The sequence below is a fragment of the Shewanella indica genome, assembly GCF_033842865.1.
Classification (GTDB): Bacteria; Pseudomonadota; Gammaproteobacteria; order Enterobacterales; family Shewanellaceae; genus Shewanella; species Shewanella indica.
In genome coordinates, this window is sequence record NZ_JAWXXR010000001.1 from 333,233 (window position 1) to 357,869 (window position 24,637).

Sequence of the window (24,637 nt, forward strand, 5' to 3'; positions counted from 1 at the left end):
TTGAGCCGGAGAGAATCCATTGCCGCGTAGAAAGCGAATAACCATGCATGATCACGCCGCCGAGGCGGCACTGTTCAAACGCCGGGCGCTGTTTACCTTTGTCTGCGTGGTCGCTTTGCTCAGCCTGTTGCTCGGCAATCTTTACTATCTGCAGGTGGTATCTTTCAAAGACTACGAAACCCGCTCCAATGATAACCGTATCCGAGTGGTACCGCTGGCACCCAGCCGCGGCCTGATCTATGACCGCAACGGCAAGCTGCTGGCAGAGAACCTGCCCTTCTACACCCTGGAAGTGATCCCGGAGAAGGTGAAGAACATGCAGCAGACGCTGGATGAACTCTCAACCGTTATCGACCTCAGTCAGGATGAGCGCGACAGCTTCACCGAGTCACTGAAATATCACCGCCGCTTCAAGCCCTTGCCGCTCAAGACCAGGCTGACGGAAGATGAGGTGGCCCTGTTCAGTGTTAACCAACACAGGTTCGATGGTTTCTATGTCGATGCCGGTCTCAAACGCCACTACCCCTACAGCAGCCTGCTGACCCATGTGCTCGGCTATGTCGGCAAAATCAACTCCAGAGACAGAGACGCGCTGGAACGCTCCGGCAGTTGGAAAAACTATGCCGCCACCAAGGACATAGGCAAACAGGGTATAGAAAAGTTCTATGAGAGCCTGCTACACGGCCTGCCCGGGCATTTGGAGGAAGAGGTCAACAACCTGGGGCGCAGTGTCCGCACCCTCAAGGTGACCCAGCCCGAGCCCGGACAGGATATCTACCTGACACTGGATCTGCAGCTGCAGCAAAAGGCCACCGAGCTGCTGGATGGCCGCCGCGGCTCAATCGTGGCGATAGACCCAAGAGACGGCGGTATTCTGGCCATGGTCTCCAGCCCCAGCTATGACCCGAACCAATTTGTGCACGGGATCAGTTCAAAAGCCTACAGCGAGCTGCTCAACAGCCGCTCGCGTCCCCTGATTAACCGCGCAACCCAAGGGCAATATGCCCCGGCCTCCACGGTCAAGCCGCATCTGGCGCTCCTGGGGCTGGAAGATCAAACCATTAGCGAGAAGACCCGCATCTGGGATCCCGGCTTCTGGCAGATCCCAGGGGTCGACCGTAAATATCGCGACTGGAAACGCTGGGGCCACGGCTGGGTGGATGTATATGACTCCATAGTTCACTCCTGCGATACCTTCTACTACGACATGGCCTACAAGGTGGGCATCGACAAGATCTCCGGTTTTATGGATCAATTCGGTTTCGGTCAGAATACCGGGGTGGATATCTTCGAAGAATCTGCCGGGGTAATACCATCGAGGGATTGGAAACGCCTCAAGTACAACCAACCCTGGTACATAGGCGACACCATCTCGGTCGGGATTGGTCAGGGTTACTGGACCACCACGCCTTTGCAGCTGGCCAATGCCACAGCCATTTTGGCCAACCGCGGCAAGCGTTTTACCCCGCACCTGCTCAAGGCCATCAAGGACAACACAGCCCGCATCGAGACGCCGGTGGATGAAAGGCCACCGATAGTGCTGAAAAACAAAAACAACTGGGAGATCATCAACGAAGCCATGCGCCGCACCGCGCAGAAGAGTCGCTTCACCGATGCCAGTTATACTGCGGCGATGAAGACAGGTACCGCCCAGGTCTTCAGCGTTGCCGAAGATGAGAAGTATGATGCGGACACCATTGACGAGCATCTGCGCGATAACGCGCTGATCATCGCCTATGCCCCCTACGAAGATCCAAAAATTGTGCTGGCGGTGGTACTGGAAAACGCCGGTTGGGGTGGCGCCAACGCCGGGCCGGTTGCCCGGGCCATGCTGGACGAATATCTGCTACGGGATACCTGGGAGTTGAAACATGAGCCACAGCCGTAAACCCAATATCTGGCAGAAGATGCATATCGATCTGCCACTGCTGCTAGGCATCCTGGGCCTGATGGGCTTTGGCCTGTTCGTCATCTATTCTGCCAGCGGCGAAGACCTGGCCATGATGGAGCGGCAGCTATTCCGTATGGGATTGTCCCTTGGACTAATGTTGATCCTTGCCCAGATTAACCCCGAGGTATTTCGCCGCTGGGCTCTGCCCATCTATCTTGCCGGGGTCGCGCTGCTGCTGGGGGTGCATTTCTTCGGTGAAATCAACAAGGGCGCCCAACGCTGGCTCAATCTGGGCTTTATGGAGTTTCAGCCGTCTGAGCTGATGAAACTGGCGTTCCCGATCACCATGGCCTGGTTTATCTCCAAGTTTCCCTTGCCGCCGAAGAAGCGTTATCTGGCCGGTGCCGGGGTGATTTTGCTGATCCCCACTCTGCTTATCGCCAAACAACCGGATCTCGGTACCTCAATTCTGGTGGCCGCCTCGGGGATCTTTGTGCTGTTTCTCTCCGGTATGAGCTGGGCCATTGTCGGTGGTTTTATTGCCGCCGTGCTGGCGCTGCTGCCGATTCTATGGTTCTTTTTGATGCACGACTACCAGCGCAATCGAGTGATGACCCTGCTGGATCCCGAGGCCGATCCACTCGGTACCGGCTACCACATCATTCAGTCCAAAATTGCCATAGGCTCGGGCGGACTCTGGGGCAAAGGCTGGCTTGATGGTACTCAGTCGCAGCTGGAGTTTTTGCCCGAGCGCCACACCGACTTTATCTTCGCCGTGATCGGCGAGGAGTTTGGCCTCATCGGCAGTCTGCTACTGTTGGCGCTTTATCTCTATGTGATCGGCCGCGGCCTGGTGATCGCCTCCAGAGCCCAAACCAGCTTTGCCCGCTTGCTGGCCGGCTCGCTGACCCTCACCTTCTTCGTTTATGTGTTTGTGAATATCGGTATGGTGTCCGGTATTTTGCCCGTAGTAGGAGTCCCGCTGCCGCTGATAAGTTATGGCGGCACCTCTATGCTGACATTGATGGCCGGTTTTGGCATTCTAATGAGTATTCACACCCATAGACGCTTCATCGACAGATAGGAACGCCTTAGATGCCGACATTCAAAAAGCTGCTCGCCCCTCTGGGCCTGCTGCTGAGTCTCAACCTCAGCGCCTGTGCCACCGCCGAGGTGCCCGCTTCCGAGCAGCTCAAACAGGATTTTATCAAACAGCAACAGAGCCAAGGCTTTAGCCAGGAAGAAGTCGAAAGCTTCCTCGCCTCGGCCAAAAAAAACCAGGCGGTATTGGACGCCATTTCCAGCCCTTGGGAGGCCAAACCCTGGCATCAGTACTACCCCATTTTTCTGACCGAAAAGCGCCTCGAAGCCGGGCTGAATTTCTGGCAGCAACATGAGCAAACCATAGCGCGCGCCGCCAAGACCTATGACGTTGATCCGCAAATCATAGTCGCCATTATCGGTATTGAAACCTTCTACGGCGGTTATATGGGCAAGTACCCGGTGATCGATGCCCTCTATACCTTGGGGTTCTACTACCCGCCACGGGCGACTTTCTTTCGCGGCGAGTTTGCCAAACTGATGACGCTGCTTAAAGAGGAGCAACTCGATAAGGAAACGCTCCTGGGCTCCTACGCCGGCGCTATGGGTTATGGCCAGTTTATTCCTTCAAGCTATCTGGCCTACGCCGTCGACTTTGACGGTGACGGCAAGCGGGATCTGCTGGGCAGTGTCGACGATGCCATAGGTTCAGTAGCCAACTATTTTCACCGTCACGGCTGGAAAGCCGGTGAACCGGTGGCGCTGGAGCTGAGCACAACGGCCACGCCCAAGGCCAAGGTCTGGAAGGGAGAAAAGCTCAATTACCAAGTGGCCAATATCCTCTCCCCCGAGGTGGCACTGAAGGAAAACCGGGATCTGGATGCCAGCCAAAAAGCGCTGCTTATCGAGCTGGAACAGGCCGATGCCAAAGACTATTGGCTGGGGCTGAACAACTTCTATGTAATCACCCGTTACAATCGCAGCCCGCTGTACGCCATGGCGGTTTATCAATTCAGTGAACAACTCAAAGCCCACCATGACAAGACTTAAACTATTGCTGCCACTGACCGCCTCGATTCTGCTGGCCGCCTGTGCCGGCAACTCGGGCCGTTACACCATGAAAGATGATAGGCCTCCGGCCGATGCACCGGATGTCTCCAAGGTGGAAGATGCCCATCCCAGATTCGAGCCCTACAGCAAACAGGGCAATAAGGATTACCAGGTCAGAGGTAAATCCTACCAAGTGATGCCGTCCGGCAAGGGGTACAAGGTTGAGGGGCTGGCATCCTGGTATGGTGCCAAGTTTCACGGCCATCTGACCTCCAACGGTGAAACCTATGACATGTACTCCATGTCCGCGGCGCACAAGACATTGCCACTGCCCAGCTATGTCAGGGTCACCAATTTGGCCAACAACAAGAGCGTAGTGGTCAGGGTCAATGACCGTGGTCCCTTCCATCCCGACCGAGTGATAGATCTGTCCTACGCCGCGGCTTACCGGCTGGACATGCTGAAAACAGGCACCGCCAAGGTCAGACTGGAAGTCCTGTTTGAAGACAGTGAAGAGAGCCAGACCATGGCCGAACTTCGCAGCAACAATTTGCACTATGTGCAGGTGATGGCATCCGGCTCGCGCGAACGTCTGCTTGAGTTGGCTTCAGAGCTTGAAAACAAATACCAGGTCAAGAGCCGAATCACAGATGCCAAGTCGGTATACAGGCTGCAACTCGGGCCGGTCAGCCATGAAGGTATTGCCGCCAAATTGCTGGAAAAGCTGAAGCAGGACGGCTTTCCGAGCAGCTATATGGTGACTGAACCCAAAACATAAGCGTTCAAAATTCCACCACATTTTTAACTAATTAAGGAACCTTAACTGAAATTTCCGGTCGACTAATGTTATACTCGCTGCGAATTTCAGCATATTTTCCGACTCCAACCAGAAGACGTATTCAGGTAATGATGAATTTTGTAAAAAGTCCCGCGAAAGCCTTTCTGTTGTTCGCCTGTGCCTCGGTTTCCGCCGCACAGGCCAACAATGCCCCGATAGTCGTCCCAGATGCACCGGACGTTGCCGCCAAGGCTTATGTCTTGATGGATTACAACTCAGGACGCTTACTGGCGGAAAATAACGCCTACGAAAGCCTTAACCCAGCCAGCCTGACCAAGATGATGACCAGCTATGTCATAGGTCAGGAGATCAAGGCAGGTAACGTCTCTGCCGATGACGACGTGACCATCAGCAAGAACGCTTGGTCGAAGAACTTCCCCGACTCATCCAAGATGTTTATCGAAGTCGGCAAGACGGTTAAAGTTTCGGATCTGAATCGGGGTATCATTATCCAATCCGGTAACGATGCCTGTGTCGCCATGGCCGAGCACATTGCCGGAACCGAAGGCGCCTTCGTCGATCTGATGAACTCCTGGGCCAAACAGCTGGGCATGCGTGACAGCTACTTTGAAAACTCCCACGGCCTGGATTCAGACAACCACAAGTCCACCGCCTATGATATGGCGCTGCTGGGCGCGGCCCTCATTCGTGATGTTCCCGACGAATACGATATCTACAAAGAAAAATCTTTTACCTACAACGGTATCAAGCAGTACAACCGTAACGGCCTCTTGTGGGATAACAGCCTCGATGTCGACGGTATCAAGACAGGCCACACCTCGGGTGCCGGCTATAACCTGGTATCCTCGGCCACCAAAGACGGCATGCGCCTGATTGCCGTGGTCATGGGCACCAAGAGTGAAGCCGCCCGTAAGGCCGAGAGCAAGAAACTGCTCAACTATGGCTTCCGTTTCTTTGAAACCATCACTCCTTACAAGGCCGGTGACAGCTTTGTCACCCAGAAGATCTGGTATGGCGACCGTGACACAGTGGACTTGGGTGTAACCACTGACACTCCTGTGACCATCAACCGGGGCCAGGCTAAAAACCTGCAAGCCAACTTCGAACTTACCAAAGAGCTCACCGCACCGCTGGCCAAGGGTGAAGTCGTCGGCCGGGTATACTTCCAACTCGACGGTAAAGACATTGCCCAGTTCCCACTGGTGACATTGGAAGAAGTCAACGAAGGCAGCTGGTTCAGCAAGCTGATGGACTACTTCAAGCAGATGTTTGCCGGCTGGTTCAGCTAAGCCAATAAATTGTGAGAGAATGCCGCCTGCGGGCGGCATTCTTGTATCTGCCCAAAACATTGATATCAGCAGTGCCTGAGGTCATTTATCCTTGCAGCGCAAGAATAAAGCAGAAATGATCGGGCCTTGGTGAATTTTTTGCTATACTCCGCGCCCGCCCGGGTTATCCCGGCACTTGGCGTATACTCAGGCCTGAGCTTCCGGCATTTGGGCCGCCGACACCCGAAATAGCTAAGACACACGCCAAGCGGTTGAATACAGGAATATCGAGATGAAGTTTGAATCTTATAGTTTTGCCCCCGAAATACTCCGCGCGCTCAAAGAGTGCGGTTATGAGAGCATGACACCGATTCAGAGACAGGCCATCCCTGCGGTTCGCCGCGGTCAGGACGTACTGGCCAGCGCCCAGACGGGCACAGGCAAGACAGCCGCCTTTGTGCTGCCTATTTTGCAGCGCCTGCAGGATAACCCGCTCGAACTCAAACCCGGCAATATCCGGGCCCTGATCCTGGCACCGACCCGTGAGCTGGTGTCCCAGGTTGCCGACAATGCCCGCCAATACGGCAAATACCTGCAGTTGTCGGTGGCCACCCTGTTTGGCGGCGTCAAGTCAGCATCTCAGGTCAACAAGCTCAAGCAAGGCGCCGACATAGTGGTAGCCACTCCGGGGCGTTTACTGGAACAACTACTGGCCGGTAACCTGAGTCTGGGCTCGCTGGAAGTGCTGGTGCTGGATGAAGCCGACCGTATGCTGGATATGGGCTTTATCAACGATATCAACAAAATACTTCAGAGCGCCGCCAAGCAGCGGCAAAATCTGATGTTCTCGGCCACCTTCTCTGGCGCGGTAAGGCGCCTAGCCGATGAGATAATGAACAAGCCCAAGGTCATCACCGCCGACCGCCAAAACACCACAGCGGTGACCGTCAGCCAGGTAGTCTACCCGGTAGAGCAGCGCCGCAAGCGTGAACTCCTGTCTGAACTTATCGGGCGCAAGAACTGGCAGCAGGTGCTGGTGTTTACCGCCACCCGTGAAGATGCGGATCATCTGGTCAAGGAGCTGAATCTCGACGGTATCGCCAGTGCCGTGGTGCACAGTGAAAAAGCCCAGGGCAGCCGCCGCCGGGCGCTCAGAGAATTCAAGGAAGGCAAGGTACGGGTATTGGTATCCACCGAAGTGGCCGCCCGCGGCCTGGATATTCCGGATCTCGAGTATGTGGTCAATTACGATCTGCCCTTCCTGGCAGAGGACTATGTGCACCGTATCGGTCGCACCGGCCGCGCCGGCAAGACGGGTGTCGCCATCTCTTTTGTCAGCCGCGAAGAAGAGCGCACCCTGGCCGACATTGAAAAACTGATTGGCCAAAAACTCAAGCGCATCATGATGCCAGGCTATGAAGTGAGTAATCGCGATCTCCTGCTCAAGCAACTGCAAAAGCGCCGCAGCTTCGCCAAGAAAAAGCCGGGTGCCAGCAGCGCCTCGGAGCAGGTCGCAGCGGAAAAGAGCATGTCCGGCCGCAGAGTTAAGGTTAAAGTCGGCTCCAGCGGCATCAAGCCAAAGAAGCTCAAGTGAGCCGCCCCGCTTGACAGGCTTTAGCTCCTATGTAGAACCATTAAAAAGCCGCGCACTGCGCGGCTTTTGGCTAATTGGGTTTTAGCTGGACTTTCTACCGGCTGGAAACACTTGCATTCTCGGCGGCAAAGCTTGCTCCCCTAAGGGATAAGCGCTTTTGTTTACCGAATTCAAAGCAAGGCGTGGAACTGCGCCAACCACTGAGGATGAGCAGGCCAAGCCGGCGCTGTAACCAACTTGCCGTCAGTAATCGCTTCTGTCACCTCGATATCGGCATATTCACCACCGGCTTGGCGCACTTCTGGGGCACAGGCGGGATAAGCCGACACCTTCTTGCCCTGCACCACTCCGGCGGCGGTCAGCAGCTGCGCCCCATGACAGACGGCGGCAATCGGCTTATCCGCCTTGGCAAAGGCTCGAACCAGCTCAAGCACTTCATCATAGAGACGCAGATACTCGGGTGCTCGGCCGCCGGGGATCAGCAGCGCATCAAAGTCATCGGCACTTATCTGTTCAAAGTCACCATTGAGAACGAAATTGTGCCCAGGTTTTTCACTGTAGGTTTGATCGCCTTCAAAATCATGAATAGCCGTCCTGACAGTATCACCGGCCTCTTTGTCAGGGCACACGGCAGTCACCTTATGGCCCACCATCTGCAGCGCCTGAAACGGCACCATGATTTCATAGTCTTCCACATAATCACCGGCAAGGATCAATACGTTAGCCATTGTCTTCTCCTGTTATTCCATCGACTCACCATCAGACTCATCTTAACCAAGCCCATAGAGGCAGAGGTAACAACCGACTACTACCTCACTCTGTTCATTAAACAACCCAGTTGCCCGGCAGACAAGAGATATCCTTGAGATTGAAAAATTTACAGTAAGATAGCGGCGAAGACAGATCGGATAACTGTCTTACTGATAACCATTGTGGTGGTTTTTCTTTGTCTACCTGATATTGATAACTGCAGCATAGGGTATACTCAGCGCCCCATCCATATCTCTTATACGCGGAAATACAATGACAGAACAAAGCTACAATCAGGCCTTGCTGGCATTAACCCAAGCCGGCCTCGCTGCTTTGGCGGAACGTAACCATGCCGCCGGCAGCATCAAGACCCCGGCAGCGGAAAGTCATTTCCTCTGCAACTGGATGGTGCAGTCACTAAAAGAGAAACGTTTCTCAAAGTTAGTGGCAGAAGATCTCACTCGCTGGATAAGAGAGGGCCGAAGCCTGGGTGCCGGTGCCAAGTTACCCGAAGTGCTTCAACGTATCCAGGCGCAATATCAGCCAGCCATCAATAATGCCGCAGTGGGGCAATCGCTCCAGAACCTGATTGCCGAGCTCCAGGCCGAAGGCTGGCTCGTCATCCTCGACTGTGAAGTAAGCGGTAAACTCAAATTAGACAGCCAGGGGCAAAACAGCTTGGTGATCTCCACAGAGCAGTATCAGCAGCATCTGCTCGATGGCAACTTGATTAAACCCATCACCCTTTACATCCGCGCCGACGAGCAGTTGATTGCCCAGTTTGCTGTCAAACATGCGCTTCTATTCAGCCAGGGGGATAAGAAAGCCAGTTGCATCAAGCACCATAAGGCTTATCGACTCTATCCTGATAACCAACAGCCCGCATTGGCATTGCTCAAAGCTTAACTTTCAGCATCGGAAATGACCTTGGAAGTGGCACTGGTGAACACTCTCACCACAAGAGCCAAATAACATTGATTGGGCTTCCAGCCCATTGCCTGCCGCAGGCTTATGCACAGGCGCCCCTATGACTCGCTGCGAGTACTTCCCTGGATCGGAAGGTCACAGTTCCGCCTGTGCCTGGAATTAGGTGTATGTCTGCAAACTCTTCAGATATTTCAAGCTACTCAGCGCTAACAGAGTTGTACCAATTCCCCCTCGGTGTCGCCGAAAGCCGTTGGCGCAAATAACGTGGCTGAGGGCGAATGCTCGCCGGTGGCGAGTGTGTTTATGAGCGCGAGCCAAGGAAGGCGAGCTGGCCTTTATCCATGGAAGGATTTGGATGCCGAAGCAGCGACAGTCGAATCAGGGATGAGCGTCTGAAGCGGTAGTTATTTGCGCCATTAGGCCGAGGGGCTTTCGACAGCGTGTGGGGCGGCGAGGGAGATCCAAGAGGGGATTGCTGTTGATCCCTTCTTGGTCGGGTGTGGGGCGAAGCGACACGACTTTACGCCGCTGGCACAGCGGCTAGCATAGCTTCCAGCTAAAAGCTCCTAAGTTAGTATTGGCGAGCTTCCGGCCACTATGTAGTCCATCACCTGTGGTGCACCTTTCGCACAGGCGATCCTGTGACTCGCTGCAAGTACGTCCTTGTAAGCTCCGCCTCGCCATCCCTGGCTCGGAAGGTCACAGTTCCGCCTGTGCCTAGAATTAGGCGTATATCTGCAGATCTCTCAAATATTTCAAGCTACTCCATTGTCACAGAATTGCACCGGCTCCCGCTCGAAGCGGCCGCAGGGCGTTGATGACAATCGCGTAGCGAGGCATGGATGCCGAAGCAGCGCCAGTCGAATCAGGGATGAGCGTCTGGCGCGATAGCGAATTGACATCATAAGCACAAGGGGTTGTCCGCTGCGTCGCGGGTCGCTGGGGGTTTGGAAAGGGGGCGAGTCGATACAGCCCCCTTTCCTCGGGTGTGGGGCGAAGCTCCACGACTTTACGCCGCTGGCACAGCGACAATCATGGCTTTAAGCCAAAACTCACTAATGAACTTGATCCTAGCGGCTAGCTAAGTTGTAACTCATCACCTGCGGTGCACCTTTCGCACAGGCGATCCTGTGACTCGGCGTGAATACGTCCATGTAGCCTCGACGAAAACGTCCCTGTTTTCGACGGTCACAGTTCCGCCTGTGCCTGGAAAATAGGTGTATGTCTGCAAACTCTTCAGATATTTCAAGCTACTCACAGCTAATAATGGGTGTCTTTGTTGTTTTACGGGCAACGGTCATAACTAACCTCGACTGAGCTTTGATGGGTATTTCAAAGCCTAGTCAAAGCTGTGTAAAGCATCAAAAAGGTATGGCTGTCCTATCTTTCTTATCAGATAAAGCAAAGCATGAGCAGACGAGGAAACTGCTGGGACAATAGTCCGATGGAGCGTTTCTTCAGAAGCTTGAAAACAGAATGGATACCGATGACCGGCTACCGAAGTATCAGTGAGGCTCGGGTTGAAATATCACGATACGTGACGGGGTATTACAGTCAGCTTAGACCGCATCAATATAACGGTGGGCTTACACCGAACGAGTCAGAGCGAAGATACTGGCTTGAATACAAAACCGTGGCCAATTTAACTTGACCACTACAGACTTATATGTATCGGATGTTCAATTCTATATTATATGTTTCACAGGTATTAACTAATTCCTGAAAATATCATTAGCTAAGAAAGAATATACAGGACATCCTAAACACTTTCTGAGCCGCAAGGAAGCTCGTTGCAGGGGTCAGTCTCTGATAAATAACGACGTATTTTTGGAAGTAGACTCTCTAAGACGAGTAATCTGCATGCTTCATACAAAAACTGCAGTTACCAGGCAGGCCAACGGCAGGCTTAAGCCTGTTTCTGCAAAATCACCAAGGGTTTAAGGTTAATGGGGATGTATTGCTTGGCTTTGTTGCTTACCCCGGCACCATTTACCGCCATATTTGGCCTTCATGGCACACATTGCATCCCATCGGCCACTCATGCCACTGTACTGACGGCGAAACTCCTTAGCGGAAGTTATCCAGGCATCGTCACTGATACCAAGCTCAAGCAGTAGTTTGGGCCTGGTAGAGGCAATAAAGCCACGCTTGTCTTCCCGCACCGCCCGGCCTGTCCAATCAATCAGCTCCAGATAGTCGGCAAAGTGAAATGGGATGCCGCTTTGTTCGGCGGTAGTGGCTGCACCATCAAATTGCAGCAGTGGCTTAAGTGAAGCGTTGGCAGTTGCTGGCTCAGCAACTTCTTCTATGCGCTCCTGAATGGATGTGTAATCAGAAGTTTGCAGCGAATCTGCAATACCGGCGCGAATGGGATTTAAATCCACGTACATCATGCAGGCCAGCAGCGCCTGTTCATCGAGCAGCGCCTGCGACTTAAAGCGCCCTTCCCAGAATACACCCTTGCAACTATCTTCTCGATTGGCCTTGCGGGCGATATCTTCGTTTAAACAGCGCATAAACCAACTGATACTGCCAAGGCGTTCCTGCCAATCGCTAATCAGCGTATCCAACAGTATTCGCTCGCCTTCTGAGAGACTATCGCCCTTGAGGAACTTTGCCGCCACAGGATTGCCACTAAAGAGCCCGGTCCAACGCTCGATGACTTCAAATGGCGACAATGATTGTTGCGCAGCAAGGTCGATTTTGAGCACCAAATGGTAGTGATTACTCATGACCGCATAAGCGCAAACGTCGATGCAGAATATTGACGACAACTGCCTGATTTTATCCACTATCCAGCCACGTCTATGCTCGTAACTGCGCCCCGACAGTGCATCTTCACCACACAAAAATGCCCTTCTCACGCAACGGTTAATCACGTGGTAAAAGGGCGTACTTTCAGCATCTATCAACTGGCGACGGGCAGTGGTCATAACCAACCTCGACTGAGCTTTGATGGGTATTTCAAAGCCTAGTCAAAGCTGTGTGAAACATCAAAAAGATATGGCTGTCCTATCTTTTTCGATCTTTTTTCTTTATTCGTCCTGGGAACGCGGACTGAATGAAAACTTCAACGGTTTGCTGCGGCAATACATACGGAAAGGCACCGATTTGCGGACGGTAACAGATAGGCAAATTAGTGAGATTGAACGGGCATTAAATGCCAGACCGAGAAAGTGCCTCGGCTTCAGGCAACCTATTGCGGTATTCAATGAATTACGCAAGGCAGCCTAATTTAGCGAGTGGTGCACTTCGGAGTTGAATTCGCGATTAACTAATTCCTGAAAATATCATTAGTTAAAACTAATTCAGGGATACTTAAGACTCACACATCCCTTTTGCATTTTAATAACTATTAACGTGCAAGTTTAGCGTGTTTATGTGCATATTTGAGCTGTGTCCGGAGCAATTGATTGCAAATAGCTGTTCTGATCTTGTCACGCATGTAAAAATGCATGAATAGTCAAAATTAAATGAGTCATTCCACTACCTCTACTTGTTTGTTTTTTCAGACCAGTACCCTAATTTATCTTTTTGAGCTGATATTAATAAACCTGGTTCAATTAACGCAGAGATGAAAAAATGAGCCGCAATACATGGCGCTAAGCTTCGATCACCTACCCAGTAAACAACCCCTAAAGCTAACCCCAGCATAAATGTAGAGAAAGCGGCATTGATACCGGCTTTGATATTCCTCAAACCCCAAATCAAATGAACAACACCAAAAGCTAGGCCAGATGCAATAATTTGGATAAAGAAAGAGAAGTTTTCAGAAGCTAGGTAATCCATTACCCACTTTCTAAATACTATTTCTTCTACGATTCCTGCACATAAAGCCGCAACGACTACAACCATTTTTAACAAGTCTACTTTGAACATGTATTGTTTAACGTCAGAGATTTTCGAAGCACTGTAGCAGTATAAGACAGTCACAAATAGGGCTAAATTCCAGCTTAAAAAAGTGCCATACCCTTCACTAGTGAAGCCTAAGTATGCAACAAACCCAGGAAAATCTGAAAATACATTAATTACAACAAATGTCCCCATCGTTGATATGATGATGGCTAAAGTTAAATATATAGGTTTATGATTCATGACATATCTATTGAACTATGATGATTTATGGTGCATGGAGGTAGAAAAGGTTGCAGTGATACACTGGTGATTGATCTATCCAAATCAACAATCAAACAGAAGTACACCGCAAAAAACATACAAGAAAAAACATACAAGACATCCTAAACACTTTTCGAGCCACGAGGAAGCATATCATTCGGTCTCAATTGTTTATAAATGACGATGAAATATTGGAAGTAGACTCTCTAAGACGAGTAATCTGCGTGCTTCATACAAAAACAGCGGTTGCCAGGAGGGTGTTCAAAATTCTGTGTCACGTTAAAAATCACAGATCGATGTGAGCATCCAGTCGTCCTTCAAAATGGATGGACAGCTGAGATAGCGTTAAATTCCAGTTTTGAATCGGGTGTGACCACCGCTCCTGAGCCTTCAATATACCGGCGTAGAGCAGTTTGAGTAAACTGTTCTCGTTGGCAAAACCACCCTTGGTTTTCGTCAGTTTACGAAACTGACGATGTACGGCCTCAACCGCGTTCGTGGTGTAGATAGCCTTACGCACGTATTCCGGGTACTTAAAATAGGTCGATAACAGCGCCCACTTGTTGCGCCAGGACTTGATGACCACAGGATATTTGTCGCCCCATTTGGCTTCCAGCTCGTCCAGCGCCATCTCAGCTGCATTGAGGGTTGTGGCTTTATAGACACACTTTAAATCAGCCATAAACGCCTTCTGGTTTTTAGACGCTACGTATTTCATTGAGTTACGAATTTGATGAATGATGCATGACTGCACCTCTGTATGTGGGTAAATGGTTTCAATGGCTTCAGGGAAGCCTTTAAGGCCATCAACACAGGCAATCAGGATGTCTTTAATACCGCGACTATGAAGATCGGTTAGTATACTTAGCCACTGATGTGCACCTTCAGTGTCTGAGATATACAAGCCCAACAGCTCCTTTTTTCCTTCTACATTGAGCGCCAGAATGGTGTACACAGCTTTGCTGACAAAGCGGCCATTCTCTTTGATTTTATAGTGAATAGCATCAAGCCAGAGGATGGGATACAGGGCTTCTAAATCACGTTCACGCCAAGCCTGAAGCTCAGGTAGCAGTTTATCAGTAATGGCGCTGATGGTGCCATTGGGGACTTCAATGCCGTAGATATCGGCGATATGGGCACGAATATCCTGATAACTTGTGCCCAGTGAAAATAGCGCAATGATTTTCCGCTCCATCTCATCGGTCAGGTATGTCTGGTTCTTTTTTACAACCTGAGGCTCGAAGGTGCCATCTCGGTCACGCGGAGTATGCAGCTCAAAGCTACCGGTAGCGGTCTTCAGTGTCTTACTGGTCTTGCCATTTCTGCGATTACCAGGCTGCTTATCTTCAAGATGTTGGTCGAGCTCAACATTGAGGGCCGCTTCAGTAAGCTGTTTAATGAGTGGTGTGAGAATACCATCTTTGCCGGTCAGGTCTTTACCTGCACGCAGAGCTTCAATGGCGGCTTCCATGTCAAATGTAGGTTTGGTCATTTGAATATCCTTTTGGGTGTATATTACTCAAATGACACAGATTTATGAACACTACCGTTGCCAGGTAGGCCAACGGCAGGCTTAAGCCTGTTGCTGCAATATCACCAAGGGGTTAAGGTTAATGGGGATGTATTGCTTGGCTTTGTTGCTTACCCCGGCACCATTTACCGCCATATTTGGCCTTCATGACACACATCGCATCCCATCGGCCACTCATGCCACTGTACTGACGGCGAAACTCCTTGGCGGAAGTTATCCAGGCATCGTCACTGATACCAAGCTCAAGCAGTAGTTTGGGCCTGGTAGAGGCAATAAAGCCACGCTTGTCTTCCCGCACCGCCCGGCCTGTCCAATCAATCAACTCCAGATAGTCGGCAAAGTGAAATGGGATGCCGCTTTGTTCGGCGGTAGTGGCTGCACCATCAAATTGCAGCAGTGGCTTAAGTGAAGCGTTGGCAGTTGCTGGCTCAGCAACTTCTTCTATGCGCTCCTGAATGGATGTGTAATCAGAAGTTTGCAGTGAATCTGCAATACCTGCGCGAATGGGATTTAAATCCACATACATCATGCAGGCCAGCAGCGCCTGTTCATCGAGCAGCGCCTGCGACTTAAAGCGTCCTTCCCAGAATACGCCCTTGCAACCATCTTCTCGATTGGCCTTGCGGGCGATATCTTCGTTTAAACAGCGCATAAACCAACTGATACTGCCAAGGCGTTCCTGCCAATCGCTAATCAGCGTATCCAACAGTATTCGCTCACCTTCTGAGAGACTATCGCCCTTGAGGAACTTTGCCGCCACAGGATTGCCACTAAAGAGCCCTGTCCAACGCTCGATGACTTCAAATGGCGACAATGATTGTTGCGCAGCAAGGTCGATTTTGAGCACCAAATGGTAGTGATTACTCATGACCGCATAAGCGCAAACGTCGATGCAGAATATTGACGACAACTGCCTGATTTTATCCACTATCCAGCCACGTCTATGCTCGTAACTGCGCCCCGACAGTGCATCTTCACCACACAAAAATGCCCTTCTCACACAGCGATTAATCACGTGGTAAAAGGGCGTACTTTCAACATCTATCAACTGGCGACGGGCTGTGGTCATAACCAACCTCGACTGAGCTTTGATGGGTATTTCAAAGCCTAGTCAAGCCTGGGCGAAACATCAAAAAGATATGGCTGTCCTCATAGACAGTTACTGTTGGGCTTGTATATCTCAGACACTGAAGGTGCACATCAGTGGCTAAGTATACTAACCGATCTTCATAGTCGCGGTATTAAAGACATCCTGATTGCCTGTGTCGATGGCCTTAAAGGCTTCCCTGAAGCCATTGAAACCATTTACCCACATACAGAGGTGCAGTCATGCATCATTCATCAAATTCGTAACTCAATGAAATACGTAGCGTCTAAAAACCAGAAGGCGTTTATGGCTGATTTAAAGTGTGTCTATAAAGCCACAACCCTCAATGCAGCTGAGATGGCGCTGGACGAGCTGGAAGCCAAATGGGGCGACAAATATCCTGTGGTCATCAAGTCCTGGCGCAACAAGTGGGCGCTGTTATCGACCTATTTTAAGTACCCGGAATACGTGCGTAAGGCTATCTACACCACGAACGCGGTTGAGGCCGTACATCGTCAGTTTCGTAAACTGACGAAAACCAAGGGTGGTTTTGCCAACGAGAACAGTTTACTCAAACTGCTCTACGCCGGTATATTGAAGGCTCAGGAGCGGTGGTCACACCCGATTCAAAACTGGAATTTAACGCTATCTCAGCTGTCCATCCATTTTGAAGGACGACTGGATGCTCACATCGATCTGTGATTTTTAACGTGACACAGAATTTTGAACACCCTCGTTGCTAGGCATGCCTACGGCAGGCTTAAGCCTGTTTCTGCAAAATTTCCAACGGCTTAAAGTTAATGGGGATGTATTGCTTGGCTTTGTTGCTTACCCCGGCACCATTTACCGCCATATTTGGCCTTCATGGCACACATTGCATCCCATCGGCCACTCATGCCACTGTACTGACGGCGAAACTCCTTAGCGGAAGTTATCCAGGCATCGTCACTGATACCAAGCTCAAGCAGTAGTTTGGGCCTGGTAGAGGCAATAAAGCCACGCTTGTCTTCCCGCACCGCCCGGCCTGTCCAATCAATCAGCTCCAGATAGTCGGCAAAGTGAAATGGGATGCCGCTTTGTTCGGTGGCAGTGGCTGCACCATCAAATTGCAGCAGTGGCTTAAGTGAAGCGTTGGCAGTTGCTGGCTCAGCAACTTCTTCTATGCGCTCCTGAATGGATGTGTAATCAGAAGTTTGCAGCGAATCTGCAATACCTGCGCGAATGGGATTTAAATCCACATACATCATGCAGGCCAGCAGCGCCTGTTCATCGAGCAGCGCCTGCGACTTAAAGCGCCCTTCCCAGAATACACCCTTGCAGCCATCTTCTCGATTGGCTTTGCGGGCGATATCTTCGTTTAAACAGCGCATAAACCAACTGATACTGCCAAGGCGTTCCTGCCAATCGCTAATCAGCGTATCCAACAGTATTCGCTCACCTTCTGAGAGACTATCGCCCTTGAGGAACTTTGCCGCCACAGGATTGCCGCTAAAGAGCAATGTCCAACGCTCGATGACTTCAAATGGTGACAACGATTGTTGCGCAGCAAGGTCGATTTTGAGCACCAAATGGTAGTGATTACTCATGACCGCATAAGCGCAAACGTCGATGCAGAATATTGACGACAACTGCCTGATTTTATCCACTATCCAGCCACGCCTATGTTCGTAACTGCGCCCCGACAGTGCATCTTCACCACACAAAAATGCCCTTCTCACGCAACGGTTAATCACGTGGTAAAAGGGCGTACTTTCAGCATCTATCAACTGGCGACGGGCTGTGGTCATAACCAACCTCGACTGAGCTTTGATGGGTATTTCAAAGCCTAGTCAAAGCTGGGCGAAACATCAAAAAGATATGGCTGTCCTATCTTTTTCTTGGTAAAAGGGCGTACTTTCAGCATCTATCAACTGGCGACGGGCTGTGGTCATAACCAACCTCGACTGAGCTTTGATGGGTATTTCAAAGCCTAGTCAAAGCTGGGCGAAACATCAAAAAGATATGGCTGTCCTATCTTTTTCTATAGGATTCTATTGCTTGAACGAACATTTCAGGCATACCCCCAAAGCACCAATAGTGTGTGAATGGCACTCTGTTTTTATAATGCTGTATGAGCCTGCGATATATAGCGTTTGATACTCCTACATACGCAACCCTATTTTGGTCAATTAAGAAATACACGCCCCCTTTATTTGGTCCATCATTCAGTTCATAGGGCACAGAATTTTGAACAATGTGCTCAGGGGGATATATAAACTTTGGGAAGTTTTCTTTAAACCATTCAATAGGAGCCTGCCCCTTCTGCTTCCATTGTCCCGGAACAAAAGTCAGATATTCATGCCCTTCGATATCAATATCCATTTAGTTATCCATATGTCACGGTAGCTCTAAACGCACCAATAACCGGCAGCTAGAATGAAGCGAAGCGTAGTGTAAGCTGTCCGGCGCCGTAGGCGCGAAGTTGATTGACTTTTTAGGCATTAATTAATTTCACTGTTGGAGGACTTTCAGAAACAACATCTATGATTTGGTTTAAGCAGCAAAAGCCATAGTGAACAAATGGGCCAGGATACTCTGCTGTAGCGAATGTACCTTGGCCAATATAGTTTAGAAACGCTGACTCCGAGTAAACTCGTGCAAGCCTACCCTCGAACTTTTCTTCGATGCCTCCAGCATAGCTTTCATTTGTAACTGCATATGCTATGTAATCATCGAAGATGATTTCATAGTGAGCACTGCTGTCGGTTACCTCTATGGGCTTGCTCGTGTTCAATAACTCTCGCAGTGCCTCATTTGGCTCTTCTTCTGATGTTATTCCCGGTGACGCATCAGATACACCAGCCTCCGCTATTACTATTCTGAGACAGTCTTTATAGGTTTCTTGTATCTCAATCATATCGAGATACTTATGCTGATTCATTGTACTGAACATAGATGCCTAACGCCGTTATAAATTGCCGATAGAAGCGTAGCGTATTGAGGTCAATTTGATAACTTTGTTATGCATTATCTGACTCCTCAAATATCTTATTTGGAAATAGATTTCTAGAAATAATCTTTTCAGATAGCTTTGTCCCTTTAACCCCTGGTGCATTCATATAGAGCCTGAGGCTTTTCCCCTTAGGAGCGACAACAATAACAGTATATACATCTTCCTCAGAACCCTTCTCTCTTATCCTTGCTTCAATCATTTCCATTAGATCAGATCTGGAGAAAAGACATATCTCTCTATCTTGAACGCACACCAATGATATTAATGCTTTTTTTGAGCGTTTTTCAATTTCTTCTATTTCTTCCAAGTGCTCTTTTCTGAAATTAAAAATATATTCTTTATACCTCCCTGTCGGCTTCGATGCGTACTTAAGATAAACAGCGATATCTTGATTAATCAAAAAACTACTTCTAGATATCTTCTTTCCATCCCTGAATGCGTTTATAGCAGTAAACTGAGGGTGTTCAGCTATCTGAGTTAAAGCTGCCCCGTGATAGAGATGATCGTCATTTATACTCATAATTCTCTAACTCCTTGATTCATTGCCTAACAGCTGTATAGTGCGCATGCGCGTTTTAGTCCTCAGATGAGTGTAAACGCGCATCGCTATCTGTTTGTATTAGCTGGATATAATAGAGTTTAGTCCTAATATCCCTTGCAGCTAAACGCGCATGCGTGGTTTCCAAACCTATTATCTACCAGCTGTATTTTTTAACATTATGAATTTGATGCTATTTTCTAAAATGTTACAGAAATAACGCGCAAACTTAGCTACAAATTCCCGGCATTTTTCCTGGAACGGCAATAATACTGTATAAAAATCAGTTCTGAGGTGTTTGTCATAAGCGCGCCAAGCCGTACAACCGAGAGCCCTACAACCCAGGCCTTACAAAAAAAAGTTAAGTAAAGCCATGGCTACCGCACGGGTCCAAACTCTGTTTGTCCCTACATTCCGCTGAAAACGGAAAAGTGCTACTGCTTTCGGCCTTAAGCTTAAGGAAGTGCTAAATCTAAGCTTTTGAATTGGTTATACAATAGCCAGCATTGAATGTGAAAACAATTAGCCAAAGGTCAAGTTTTGACAAAGGCAACAAAACCCTGATTTGGTTTATTTTTGAAGTAGAATTGACTGGGTTTGAAACCCAAAGCGACACGACTTTAAGCCGCTGGAACAGCGGCTATCATAGCTTCCAGCCAAAAGTTCCTAAGTTAGTACTGGCCGAGCTTCCGGCCACGGTGTAGCCAATCACCTGCGGTGCGCCTTTCGCACAGGCGATCCTGTGACGCGCTGTGAACCCATCCCTGGGCGCTCGACGAAAACGTCCCTGTTTTCGACGGTCACAGTTCCGCCTGTGCCTGGAAATGAGGTGTATGTCTGCAGATCTTTCAAATATTTCAAGCTACTCAGCGCTAACAGAATTGCACCAATGCCCCCTTCGGAGCCGCCGCTGGCGTTATTGCAAATTGGCGTAGCCGAGACAGGGATGTCGAGACTCGAAGGTCGAGCAAGGATGCGAGTCCTGAGTGTAGCCAATTTGTTTCATAAGCCAGCGGGGATTTCGGCTACGTCGGGGTGTCCTTGGGGATGCAAGGGGCTTTGGACAAGCAAAGCCCCTTGCCCGGTGTGGTGTGGAACACCACGACTTTAGGCCGCTGCCACAGCGGCTAGCATGGCTTTCAGCCCCAAATAGCCAAATAACGTTGATTGAGCTTCCAGCGACGGACGTCTCCCATTGCCTGCCGCAGGCTTATGCACAGGCGATCCTGTGACTCGCTGCGAGTTAAGCTCTGCCTCGGCATCCATGCCTCGGAAGGTCACAGTTCCGCCTGTGCCTAGAATTAGGCGTATATCTGCAGATCTCTCAAATATTTCAAACTACTCCATTGTCACAGAATTGCACCGGCTCCCGCTCGAAGCGGCCGCAGGGCGTTGATGACAATCGCGTAGCGAGGCATGGATGCCGAAGCAGCGCCAGTCGAATCAGGGATGAGCGTCTGGCGCGATAGCGAATTGACATCATAAGCACAAGGGGTTTCCGCTGCGTCGCGGGTCGCTGGGGGTTTGGAAAGGGCGAGTCGATACAGCCCCCCTTTCCTCGGGTGTGGGGCGAAGCTCCACGACTTTAGGCCGCTGGCACAGCGGCTAGCATGGCTTTAAGCCCAAACTCACCAAAAAACTTGCGCTGAGCTGCTGGTTAATTTGCCCCCCCATCACCTGTGGTGCACCTTTCGCACAGGCGATCCTGTGACTCGCTGCAAGTACGTCCTTGTAAGCTCTGCCTCGCCAGCCCTGGCTCGGAAGGTCACAGTTCCGCCTGTGCCTGGAAAATAGGTGTATGTCTGCAAACTCTTCAGATATTTCAAGCTACTCAGGACTAACAGAATTGCACCAATGCCCCCTTCGGAGCCGCCGCTGGCGTTGTTGCAAATTGGCGTAGCCGAGACAGGGATGTCGAGGCTCGAAGGTCGAGCAAGGATGCGAGTCCTGAGTGTAGCCAATTTGTTTCATAAGCCAGCGGGGATTTCGGCTACGTCGGGGTGTCCTTGGGGATGCAAGGGGCTTTGGACAAGCAAAGCCCCTTGCCCGGTGTGGTGTGGAACACCACGACTTTAGGCCGCTGCCACAGCGGCTAGCATGGCTTTCAGCCCCAAATAGCCAAATAACGTTGATTGAGCTTCCAGCGACGGACGTCTCCCATTGCCTGCCGCAGGCTTATGCACAGGCGATCCTGTGACTCGCTGCGAGTACTTCCCTGTAAGCTCTGCCTCGGCATCCATGCCTCGGAAGGTCACAGTTCCGCCTGTGCCTGGAAATGAGGTGTATGTCTGCAGACACTTCTGATGTTCCAAGCTACTCAGCGCTAACAGAATTACACCGATTCCCCTTCAAAGCCGCCGCTAGGCGTTATTTGCATATTGGCGTAGCCGAGGCCGGCTTGGAAAATTGAAAACGAATTTTCCAAGGCTATACCTGATAAGAACAAGCTATGCCTGATAAGAAAATGCCCTTCGATGGAGGGCATTCATTGATGAGTACAACTGGGCTTAAGCGTTTCTCGGTTGCTCAGGCTTATCTATATCCAAAGTCACTTCATAGGCCACATTGTTTTGGCTGACAGGCTTTACCGTCTCCACTTTGGGCTCGGCACTGGCCTTGGTATCCCGGGCGATTTGCAACGCTTCATGGGTGAGCATGTTGTTGCCGCTCAGCAGATCATTCAGCCCGCCCTTTTCGGCATCTACCAGCCCCAACTCTCTGAGCATGGCATCGACCACAGGCGCATTGGCACGGTAGTTGAGCGCCGCACTGGTAACCTGCTCGGCAATGCCGCCCTTGACACCTGCGCCATCAGAAGCAGTCCCCAGTTGGCCGGTTACGCCGCTGCCATAGCCTTGAAGGATCTTGATGCCTTCGATGTTTTCCAGCGGTTTAACCGCATTGGCGACGATTTCCGGCAGAACTTTGAGGATCGCCAGTGAGCGCTGCAGGGCGACTTGCTCGTCACGCAACACGTTCTCGGCTTCGTGCAGCGCCTGTTTACCGGCCGCTTCCACCGCATACACCTTCTCATCGGCCTCGGCCTTGAGCATCTTGGCATCGGCACTGGCGCGGGCTTCGGTCAGTATCGCTATGGATCTATCTTCGGCGGCGCGTTTCTCGGCTTCAGCCTGAACTGTGACCCCAACGGCTTCCCGCTCTGCCTCTTTACGGGCGTCGATAACTTCAATCTCTTTGCGACGATTAGCCTCAGCCACCTGACGCACTGTGATTACCGCTTCCTCTTTTTCAACCTTGAGCTTTTCGGCCTCGGCGGCGCGGGCCCTGGCGGCAGATTCTTCTTCCGACTTGGCGGCAACCGCAATCTGTTTCTCCTGTTCGGAGACTTCGATATCTCGCAGCTGCTGAATTCTGGCCTGCTCAATTTGCTTACGCTTTTCAATTTCGCGGGTTTCTATGTCTTTGGTCTTTTCTATTTCCGCCGACTCGATGGCGCGTTCCTTGGCGATTTCCGCCTCCCGCTCCTCACGCTGCTTTTGCTCTTTCTGCTTGATGATCTCGGCCTTTTGTTCGGCGCGCTTGAACTCCAGTGCCTGCTGCTGGATCAAACGTGCTTCCTCTTCGGCCTTTTCAATGTTCAGCGACTCTTTTTCGGCTTCCAGGTTACGCAGCTCAATCTGGATCCGGTTGTCCTGCTGAATATCGTTGGTTTCTTTGCGCTTTTCTTCGATGATCTTGGCGAGTCTGGCACGACCTTCGGCGTCGAAGGCGTTGTTCTCATTGAAGAACTCCAGCTCTGTCTGGTCAAAACCTGTCAGAGAAACCGACTCCAGTTCCAGACCGTTTTTCTCGAGATCATTGGCAACGTTGTTCTGCACCCGCTGTACAAAGTCGGCCCGCTGTTCGTGCATCTCTGTCATGTTCATTTCGGCAGCCACGGCGCGCAGCACGTCAACAAACTTGGACTCCATCAGCTTCTTGAGCTCTTCCACCCTATTGGTACGACCGCCCAATGTCTGGGCCGCCATGGAGATACCTTCGGCATTGGGGGCCACCCTCAAGTAAAAGTCGGCCTTGACGTCCACCCGCATTCTGTCTTTGGTGATCAGGGCATCTTTTTGGGTCTTGCCCACCTCGATGCGCAGGGTGTTCATATTGACGTGAATAATTTCATGCAGTACCGGCAGGACAATGGCGCCGCCATCTTTGACTACCTTTTCACCACCGAAACCCGTGCGCACAAAGGCCATCTCTTTGGTGGCGCGGCAATAGAGCTTGGCAAAAATAAACCCTATCACCAACAAACAGAGCACTACTGCGCCTGCGGTAAACAGCAGCATACTGGTGCCGCTGGTATTTAAACCCGGGATGGTTTCCATTCCTGTTGTTTCCTTCTTTGGTTGGATTATTGTTCAAAACGGGTGGCAGACCACACGCGGCCACTGCGTCTTAGCAGCACCACTTGCACCCCTGCCGGGAATTCGGTGTCTTCGTCCTCGGGTTCGACCAGGACATAGTGTTTCTGACGGTATTGATCCTGAACCACGGCCTCGCTGGGATTACCCTTGATGGCGCAGCCGAGTGTTACTGTGCCGACGCTGCCGCTGAGATCTTCGATTGAGACGGCGCTGGATTCATTTTTGGGAAGGATTCTGGCCAACTGCCCACCGAGGAAATGGCAGGCAACCGCCGCCAGCGGCAAGGCCAGCAACAAGGAAAACACTTGCGGCAACAGGGCCGAGGTGAGCAGCCAGGAAAAATAGTTAAGCAGGTAGCCCGTAATACTGAAACATCCCAGTGCCAGTACAAACCAGATGAGCACAGGCAGCCTATCCAGGCAGAGCCAACCGGCCAGCGCTGTCAGTCCCCCCTGAGGCAGGTCAGTATCAAGATCGGCATCGGGAAGCCAGTCATCCATAGCGGCCATCAGGCTGATACCCGCAATTAGTGTGAGTCCCTCTATCACTCCAAGCAGTGCCACTATCGCCAAGGCTACAGCATAGGGCAGATTGGACTGGGCCAGAAAAAAGTCCAGCACAGGATTCCTCCTTGTAGACGACTGTACCTGTCGTCAATATTCCATATAAGCCTG

At 50.9% G+C, this 24,637-nt stretch carries 19 protein-coding genes and 3 pseudogenes; 11 read left to right on the forward strand and 11 right to left on the reverse strand.

Going from position 1 to position 24,637, the window contains the following annotated elements; all coding sequences use genetic code 11:
- Positions 1 to 43: 43 nt before the first annotated feature.
- The 6 genes from mrdA to SIL79_RS01615 all read left to right on the forward strand — a co-directional run bounded on the left by mrdA (position 44) and on the right by SIL79_RS01615 (position 7,643).
- On the forward strand, positions 44 to 1,888 hold the full coding sequence (mrdA, locus tag SIL79_RS01590) for a penicillin-binding protein 2 (RefSeq protein ID WP_039034325.1): 1,845 nt from the start codon (positions 44 to 46) through the stop codon (positions 1,886 to 1,888).
- Positions 1,872 to 2,975, forward strand: a complete 1,104-nt coding sequence (rodA, locus tag SIL79_RS01595) for a rod shape-determining protein RodA (RefSeq protein WP_039034326.1) — start codon at positions 1,872 to 1,874, stop codon at positions 2,973 to 2,975. Before mrdA ends, rodA begins: the two co-directional genes overlap by 17 nt.
- 11 nt (positions 2,976 to 2,986) lie before the next feature.
- The gene (gene mltB / locus SIL79_RS01600) at positions 2,987 to 3,982 is read left to right on the forward strand and encodes a lytic murein transglycosylase B (RefSeq protein ID WP_233962700.1); all 996 of its coding nucleotides are present in this window, start codon (positions 2,987 to 2,989) and stop codon (positions 3,980 to 3,982) included.
- On the forward strand, positions 3,969 to 4,760 hold the full coding sequence (locus SIL79_RS01605; protein ID WP_039034328.1) for a septal ring lytic transglycosylase RlpA family protein: 792 nt from the start codon (positions 3,969 to 3,971) through the stop codon (positions 4,758 to 4,760). The genes mltB and SIL79_RS01605 overlap by 14 nt, the downstream gene beginning before the upstream one ends.
- Before the next feature lie 128 nt (positions 4,761 to 4,888).
- Positions 4,889 to 6,070, forward strand: a complete 1,182-nt coding sequence (locus SIL79_RS01610; RefSeq protein ID WP_101095963.1) for a serine hydrolase — start codon at positions 4,889 to 4,891, stop codon at positions 6,068 to 6,070.
- 271 nt (positions 6,071 to 6,341) lie between these two features.
- A complete protein-coding gene (locus SIL79_RS01615) occupies positions 6,342 to 7,643 on the forward strand; it encodes a DEAD/DEAH box helicase (RefSeq protein WP_039034330.1) in 1,302 nt (433 codons plus the stop codon).
- Between the two features lie 170 nt (positions 7,644 to 7,813).
- Here SIL79_RS01615 and SIL79_RS01620 read toward each other — a convergent pair whose 3' ends face one another.
- Positions 7,814 to 8,371: a DJ-1/PfpI family protein gene (locus SIL79_RS01620; RefSeq protein WP_025889577.1), complete on the reverse strand. Its 558-nt coding sequence runs from the start codon at positions 8,369 to 8,371 to the stop codon at positions 7,814 to 7,816.
- 295 nt (positions 8,372 to 8,666) lie between these two features.
- Between SIL79_RS01620 and SIL79_RS01625 the strand changes: the two genes are divergently transcribed.
- A complete protein-coding gene (locus tag SIL79_RS01625; protein ID WP_162206686.1) occupies positions 8,667 to 9,299 on the forward strand; it encodes a DUF2913 family protein in 633 nt (210 codons plus the stop codon).
- 1,411 nt (positions 9,300 to 10,710) lie between these two features.
- Positions 10,711 to 10,971, forward strand: a pseudogene (locus SIL79_RS01630) (integrase core domain-containing protein); the annotation flags it as partial.
- A gap of 292 nt (positions 10,972 to 11,263) precedes the next feature.
- Here SIL79_RS01630 and SIL79_RS01635 read toward each other — a convergent pair.
- Positions 11,264 to 12,253: a transposase gene (locus SIL79_RS01635; RefSeq protein ID WP_319618918.1), complete on the reverse strand. Its 990-nt coding sequence runs from the start codon at positions 12,251 to 12,253 to the stop codon at positions 11,264 to 11,266.
- 103 nt (positions 12,254 to 12,356) lie between these two features.
- Between SIL79_RS01635 and SIL79_RS01640 the strand changes: the two are divergent.
- Positions 12,357 to 12,554 (forward strand): annotated as a pseudogene (locus SIL79_RS01640) (transposase); the annotation flags it as partial.
- 258 nt (positions 12,555 to 12,812) lie between these two features.
- On the opposite strand, the gene SIL79_RS01645 reads toward SIL79_RS01640, so the two are convergent.
- The 3 genes from SIL79_RS01645 to SIL79_RS01655 all read right to left on the reverse strand — a co-directional run bounded on the left by SIL79_RS01645 (position 12,813) and on the right by SIL79_RS01655 (position 16,036).
- Positions 12,813 to 13,415: a CPBP family intramembrane glutamic endopeptidase gene (locus SIL79_RS01645; protein ID WP_039036193.1), complete on the reverse strand. Its 603-nt coding sequence runs from the start codon at positions 13,413 to 13,415 to the stop codon at positions 12,813 to 12,815.
- Positions 13,416 to 13,722: 307 nt separating this feature from the next.
- A complete protein-coding gene (locus tag SIL79_RS01650; protein WP_117199825.1) occupies positions 13,723 to 14,928 on the reverse strand; it encodes an IS256 family transposase in 1,206 nt (401 codons plus the stop codon).
- A 118-nt stretch (positions 14,929 to 15,046) separates the two neighbouring features.
- Positions 15,047 to 16,036, reverse strand: a complete 990-nt coding sequence (locus SIL79_RS01655) for a transposase (RefSeq protein ID WP_162207346.1) — start codon at positions 16,034 to 16,036, stop codon at positions 15,047 to 15,049.
- A gap of 93 nt (positions 16,037 to 16,129) precedes the next feature.
- Between SIL79_RS01655 and SIL79_RS01660 the strand changes: the two are divergent.
- Positions 16,130 to 16,756: pseudogene (locus SIL79_RS01660) on the forward strand (IS256 family transposase); the annotation flags it as partial.
- Positions 16,757 to 16,851: 95 nt separating this feature from the next.
- Here SIL79_RS01660 and SIL79_RS01665 read toward each other — a convergent pair.
- The 4 genes from SIL79_RS01665 to SIL79_RS01680 form a co-directional block, all read right to left on the reverse strand.
- The gene (locus SIL79_RS01665) at positions 16,852 to 17,841 is read right to left on the reverse strand and encodes a transposase (protein WP_233962698.1); all 990 of its coding nucleotides are present in this window, start codon (positions 17,839 to 17,841) and stop codon (positions 16,852 to 16,854) included.
- A 223-nt stretch (positions 17,842 to 18,064) separates the two neighbouring features.
- The gene (locus SIL79_RS01670) at positions 18,065 to 18,415 is read right to left on the reverse strand and encodes a GIY-YIG nuclease family protein (protein WP_162207362.1); all 351 of its coding nucleotides are present in this window, start codon (positions 18,413 to 18,415) and stop codon (positions 18,065 to 18,067) included.
- A gap of 112 nt (positions 18,416 to 18,527) precedes the next feature.
- A complete protein-coding gene (locus SIL79_RS01675; protein WP_152608406.1) occupies positions 18,528 to 18,950 on the reverse strand; it encodes a hypothetical protein in 423 nt (140 codons plus the stop codon).
- A gap of 103 nt (positions 18,951 to 19,053) precedes the next feature.
- Positions 19,054 to 19,566 (reverse strand): hypothetical protein, encoded by a 513-nt coding sequence (locus SIL79_RS01680; RefSeq protein WP_162206794.1) that lies wholly within the window; start codon positions 19,564 to 19,566, stop codon positions 19,054 to 19,056.
- A gap of 530 nt (positions 19,567 to 20,096) precedes the next feature.
- Here SIL79_RS01680 and SIL79_RS01685 point away from each other — a divergent pair.
- The gene (locus SIL79_RS01685) at positions 20,097 to 20,288 is read left to right on the forward strand and encodes a hypothetical protein (RefSeq protein ID WP_162206795.1); all 192 of its coding nucleotides are present in this window, start codon (positions 20,097 to 20,099) and stop codon (positions 20,286 to 20,288) included.
- Between the two features lie 1,803 nt (positions 20,289 to 22,091).
- Here the strand turns inward: SIL79_RS01685 and SIL79_RS01690 are convergent.
- Both SIL79_RS01690 and SIL79_RS01695 read right to left on the reverse strand, forming a co-directional pair.
- Positions 22,092 to 23,924: a flotillin family protein gene (locus SIL79_RS01690; RefSeq protein WP_123116802.1), complete on the reverse strand. Its 1,833-nt coding sequence runs from the start codon at positions 23,922 to 23,924 to the stop codon at positions 22,092 to 22,094.
- A 26-nt stretch (positions 23,925 to 23,950) separates the two neighbouring features.
- Entirely contained in the window at positions 23,951 to 24,583 is a 633-nt protein-coding gene (locus SIL79_RS01695; protein ID WP_039033177.1) for a YqiJ family protein, read from the reverse strand.
- Between the last annotated feature and the right edge of the window lie 54 nt (positions 24,584 to 24,637).